We start from the raw sequence: 5,369 nt of genomic DNA, 5'->3' as shown, positions 1-5,369 counted from the left end.
CATTGTAAGCGGAACCCGTTTTGGAAGTGTTATTAGCCGTCTAAGAGGAGAAACAATTCAATTGAATCAAGGTCCGAAAAAAATAGAAGGGATTGTTGTCGGCCGTACTAGAGATCATATTCTTCTAGAAGTTGATGGTCAGGTTACGTATGTACCAACGTTCCATGTTCAAAGCATGCGTTGGAACTATAATAACAATAATAATGATGATAACAACAATAATGATAACAATAACGAAAATAATAACGATGCTAATAACAACGATGATAATGAAACACGTAACCAAGATTGTAAGAGAGATACGTGCAAAAGAAAGAAATGTAAACGACGCGAAAGACGTTGTGACTAAAGCAATATCGCTCCCCGTGCTAACTATATATAGATCCCAGATTATTTAATAATCTGGGATCTACTTCTTAAAAGGATGAAAACCATTCCTTTATTTTATCCATCAAGCTCCCTTTTTGTTCGTTTCCTTGTTTTTCTTCTTGTCGTTTTTTCTCTTCTTTTCGCTTCATTTCTTCTTCAATGGTTTGTAATTGTTTTGTATACTCTGCTTCTGGTATAAGAGACAAATCAAAGTTTTTTTGAATTGGCTTTCCAATTGCTTTATTCATAATGTCGCGAAACATTGTTGTCGTTATTTGACTACCAGCCGGCACAAAATGTTCATTATCTGTTTTATCGTAACCAACCCAAATGGATGCAAGTAATTCTGGTGTATAGCCAACAAACCATGAATCTTTTGAGCCGTTATTTGATTCATCTGCTAATTGTGTTGTGCCTGTTTTTCCAGCAGTCTCTGCATTTTTAAGTTTCGCCTTTTTCCCGGTTCCTTTCTCTACAACTCCTTTTAATAGGTATGTCATCTTTTGTGCCGTTTTTTCATCTGTAACATGAATTTCTTTTTTATACCATTTTCCTACTGTATTCCCTTCACCATCTTGAATTTCCCGAATCGCATGTGCTTCCATTTGTACACCATCATTTGCAAATGTTGCATACGCTTGTGCCATAACAAGAGGAGAGGTGCCTTCACTCATCCCTCCTAGCGCTAACGCATACGATCGGTCTTTTTCTTGAAGTGGAATACCAAAACGTTTTAAAGACTTCAAACCTTTTTCTAAACCAATTTGTTCTAATAGCCAAACAGCAGGTACATTATATGAATTAGCCATTGCCTCATACATCGTCACATTACCATGATATACATTCCCGCTATTTTTTGGTTTATATTCATTAATTTCAAGCGGTTCATCTTTTAAGACATCGTATACCTCATATCCTTGCTCTAATGCTGGTGTATACACTGCTAGGGGTTTTAATGTGGAACCTGGCTGACGTTTTAGTTGTACCGCATGATTAAACTGTAAAAATTGATACGTCCCTCTCCCGCCTACAAGGGCTGGAATACCGCCCGTTTTGGGATTCATAAGCACAACACCTATTTGCATGATCTGATCAGAAGTAGTATTTGGAAAATAATGATCACTATTTACAACCTCTTCTGTAGCTTCTTGCATTTTTGGATTCAATTCTGTGTAAATATGATAACCGCCTGATAAAATTTCATTTTGTGTCAATTTATATTTATTCATTGCCTCTCGAACAATGTAATCAACATATTGAGAGTACTTTCCTTTATATTTATCTTCGACACCGCGATGAAGTGAAAGCCCTTCATCTTTTGCTATTTGAAATTGTTTCTCTGTAATATACCCTTGTTCCTTCATTAACGAGAGAACAACATTTCTTCTTGTAATCGACTTATTAAAGTCTTTAAAAGGTGAGTACATAGAAGGTGCTTTAATTAATCCAGCTAAAGTAGCAGCTTCCGGAATCGTCAATTCCTTTACTTCTTTGTCAAAATACGTTTTTGCCGCCTTTTTAATCCCCCAAGCTCCTTCACCAAAATAAATTTGATTCAAGTACATCTCTACGATTTCATCTTTTGTATATGTGCGTTCAATTTTCTTTGCAATAAAATATTCTTTTAATTTTCGTGAAAACGTCCGATCTTGTGTTAAAAATACGTTTTTAGCTAGCTGTTGTGTAATTGTACTTCCTCCAGCAACAACTTCTCCTGCTGTTATATTTTTAACAATCGCATGAAAAATTCCGCTATAATAAACACCGCGATGTTCATAAAACTTTTTATCTTCTACTGCGACAACAGCTTCCACCATAACATCTGGAATGTCTTTTCGTTTAATTCCATCCGTTTTTGAAGAAGACAATGTCGCCGCTACTTCTTTATTTGCATCATAAATAACTGTTGGCTGAGGTACTGCTTGTTTTAATGCCGAAATATCTTGAATTGTGATCATTATATTCACAAAGATAAACAAGGATAAGAAAACAAAACCTATCGTTAACAATGCGATTCGCAATTTTTTTCTTTTTTTGAACCACTCCCGTACTCTTTGTAAATGAGTGCTGCTGAACTTCATTCATCCACTTCCTCTATGTTACTTTCAAATGTATATATGTACGTTATACCTTTACAAATTTTCCATGATATCGCTATAATTCGTCAAGTATAAGCTCTCTTTATTAGTCATACTTTTTATGAGAAAAGGACATTCTATAGAGGAGAACATTACTAATATTTTATTAATATTGCTAATTTTTCAATATGTCTAATGTTAAGTTTTTGTAAACTTTTCGATAAAATGTTTTAAAAAACGACAGCTTTTTGATAGAATGAACTAGCCAATATGCTTTACATAACTATTTTTTGGTGGGGGTAACAATATGGTTTTCAAATCGAAAAAAGATAAATTTTCAGAAATGCTAACGAATATTTCCGAAAATTTAAAAGAAGGCGCGCAATTTTTTGTGGAGTACAAAATTAAAAACGCAAGTGATTTAAAAGAATTCTCCATGCGCATGAAAGAATATGAGTCAAAAGGCGACTCATATATTCACGAAATCATTATGGAATTAAACAAAGCGTTTATTACTCCAATTGAACGTGAAGACATCTTGCAACTTGCAATGAGTATGGATGATGTATTGGACGGTTTAGATCATAGTGCTGGTCTATTTGAGATGTACTCTATTACAGAAGCAGACGAGTACATGATTAAATTCGTTGATGCAATTAATCAGTGTGCGATTGAAATTGCTTCTTCTATTGAATTGATGTCAAATAAAAAACTGCTCGATATTCGTACAAATGCAATCAAAATTAAAGATTACGAATCCAAATGTGATGATATTCGTAGACATGCGATTAAACATTTGTTCTCTCGTGAGAAAGATCCGATTAAGATTATTCAATACAAAGAAATTTACGAAGAACTAGAAGAAGTTGCTGATAGCTGTCAAAGCGTAGCAAATGTTTTAGAAACAATTATTATGAAGAACGCATAAGGAGTTTGATCATGGATACACTCTTGATTTTAACCGTTTTAGTTGTCATTTGTGCTTTAGCTTTCGACTTTATTAACGGATTCCATGATACAGCAAATGCAATCGCAACAGCTGTTTCAACAAAGGCTTTAAAGCCACGACAAGCCATTCTTATGGCATCTATTATGAACTTTTTAGGTGCAATGACATTTACGGGTGTAGCAAAGACGATTACAAAGGATATTGTTGATCCATTTACATTACCAAATGGTAGTCTCGTTATTTTAGCAGCGCTGCTTGCTGCCATCGCATGGAACTTAATTACTTGGTACTATGGAATTCCAAGTAGTTCATCTCATGCAATTATCGGTGCTATTGCTGGGGCAGCTATCGCTGCTGCTGGTATACATTCATTAAACTATAAAGGTTTTATTAAAATTATTGAAGCTTTAGTTACTTCACCAATTATCGCTTTCGTCATTGGTTACATCGTGTATAGCATTTTTAAAGTTTTCTTTAAAAACTTTAACCTGACGAAAACGAATAAAAATTTCCGTATATTCCAAATATTCACAGCTGCATTACAAGCTTACACACACGGCACAAACGATGCTCAAAAAGCAATGGGTATTATCACAATGGCACTTATTGCAAATAATTATCACACTTCAACAGATATTCCTTTTTGGGTCCAACTCGCGTGTGCGACTGCAATGGGTCTTGGTACTTCTATTGGAGGATGGAAAATTATTAAAACTGTCGGTGGACAAATTATGAAAATCCGCCCTGTAAATGGTGTAGCTGCTGATTTATCATCATCACTTGTTATTTTCGGCGCAACTTTCATTCATTTACCAGTAAGTACAACACACGTTATTTCATCTTCTATTTTAGGTGTTGGTGCTTCACATCGCGTAAAGGGTGTAAAATGGGGAACTGCAAAACGCATGTTAATTACATGGGTTATCACACTTCCTATTTCAGCTTCATTAGCTGCTTTATGCTATTACGTATTAAATCTTCTTTTCTAAAAAAAGGTCGTCTTCTCTATGTAGAAGGCGACCTTTTTGTGAACATACATCATTTTTATTCAAAACGTTGTATAATGAATAATGTATTTGCTACAAAAGAGGAGATGTTACAGTTGGAATATATTATGCTACTACTTGTTGGATTATTAGCAGGTACGATTGGAAGTCTAGTTGGCCTTGGTGGTGGAATCATTATCGTTCCTTTACTGATTGGCTTACATAGCCTTTCCCCGCAATTAGCCGTCGGTACTTCAATTATTACTGTCGTATTTACAGGTTTGGCTTCTACCCTTACTTATATGAAGCATAAACGAGTAGATTACAAAAGTGGTCTTATTTTATTTATCGGGAGTGGCCCTGGAGGAATCATCGGATCATGGGCAAATAAATTTTTAAATCAAGAATCTTTTTCTTTATATTTTGGCGTCTTTCTTATTCTCGTATCGATTTTACTAATGCTACGAGATAAACTGAAACCCCTCTCCCTTTCAAACAGTTCTACTATTAAACGTTCCTTTACAACTTCAGAAGGAGAAACCATCACCTATCAGTTTCCGCCTCTTCTTGCTATCATTATTTCATTTGGTGTAGGTTTTATTTCTGGGTTATTCGGGATTGGCGGAGGTGCCTTATTAGTTCCAGCAATGATGCTTCTTTTTTCTTTTCCGGCACAAATCGCCGTTGCTACATCCATGTTTATTGTTCTTTTATCTTCAATTGTAAATTCAGCAACTCACATTTACCTTGGTAATGTTAGCTGGCTCTATGCTCTTTTTTTAATCCCCGGGGCATGGATTGGTGGAAAATTGGGAGCTTATATTAATACAAAATTAAGTGGTAATGCCATTATCAATTTATTACGTATTACCTTAATTATTCTCGGCACTCGCTTGATTATTAGTTCTATTTTATAACGCATTCTTTTTTAGAATGCGTTTCTTTATATACATGTATAAAAAAACACACCTAAAATAATACATAACA

The 5,369-nt window shown here is 34.8% G+C and carries 5 protein-coding genes; 4 read left to right on the top strand and 1 reads right to left on the bottom strand.

Features of this window, described 5'->3' with window-relative positions; genetic code table 11:
- The coding region (locus V7024_RS12895; RefSeq protein WP_335520530.1) for a hypothetical protein at positions 1-349 on the top strand (349 nt) is incomplete at its 5' end.
- Between the two features lie 67 nt (positions 350-416).
- Here V7024_RS12895 and V7024_RS12890 read toward each other — a convergent pair.
- The gene (locus V7024_RS12890) at positions 417-2,450 is read right to left on the bottom strand and encodes a transglycosylase domain-containing protein (protein WP_335520527.1); all 2,034 of its coding nucleotides are present in this window, start codon (positions 2,448-2,450) and stop codon (positions 417-419) included.
- A 304-nt stretch (positions 2,451-2,754) separates the two neighbouring features.
- On the opposite strand from V7024_RS12890, the gene V7024_RS12885 reads away from it, so the two are divergent.
- The 3 genes from V7024_RS12885 to V7024_RS12875 all read left to right on the top strand — a co-directional run bounded on the left by V7024_RS12885 (position 2,755) and on the right by V7024_RS12875 (position 5,299).
- Positions 2,755-3,375, top strand: a complete 621-nt coding sequence (locus V7024_RS12885; RefSeq protein ID WP_098915380.1) for a DUF47 domain-containing protein — start codon at positions 2,755-2,757, stop codon at positions 3,373-3,375.
- A gap of 11 nt (positions 3,376-3,386) precedes the next feature.
- Entirely contained in the window at positions 3,387-4,385 is a 999-nt protein-coding gene (locus tag V7024_RS12880) for an inorganic phosphate transporter (RefSeq protein ID WP_335520523.1), read from the top strand.
- Between the two features lie 113 nt (positions 4,386-4,498).
- Positions 4,499-5,299 (top strand): sulfite exporter TauE/SafE family protein, encoded by an 801-nt coding sequence (locus V7024_RS12875; protein ID WP_335520520.1) that lies wholly within the window; start codon positions 4,499-4,501, stop codon positions 5,297-5,299.
- The last annotated feature ends 70 nt before the right edge of the window (positions 5,300-5,369 follow it).

The sequence above is a fragment of the Bacillus sp. JJ864 genome (assembly GCF_036963045.1).
In the GTDB taxonomy this organism is placed as follows: Bacteria; Bacillota; Bacilli; order Bacillales; family Bacillaceae_G; genus Bacillus_A; species Bacillus_A pseudomycoides_C.
This window is presented reverse-complemented; position numbering and strand designations above follow the sequence as displayed.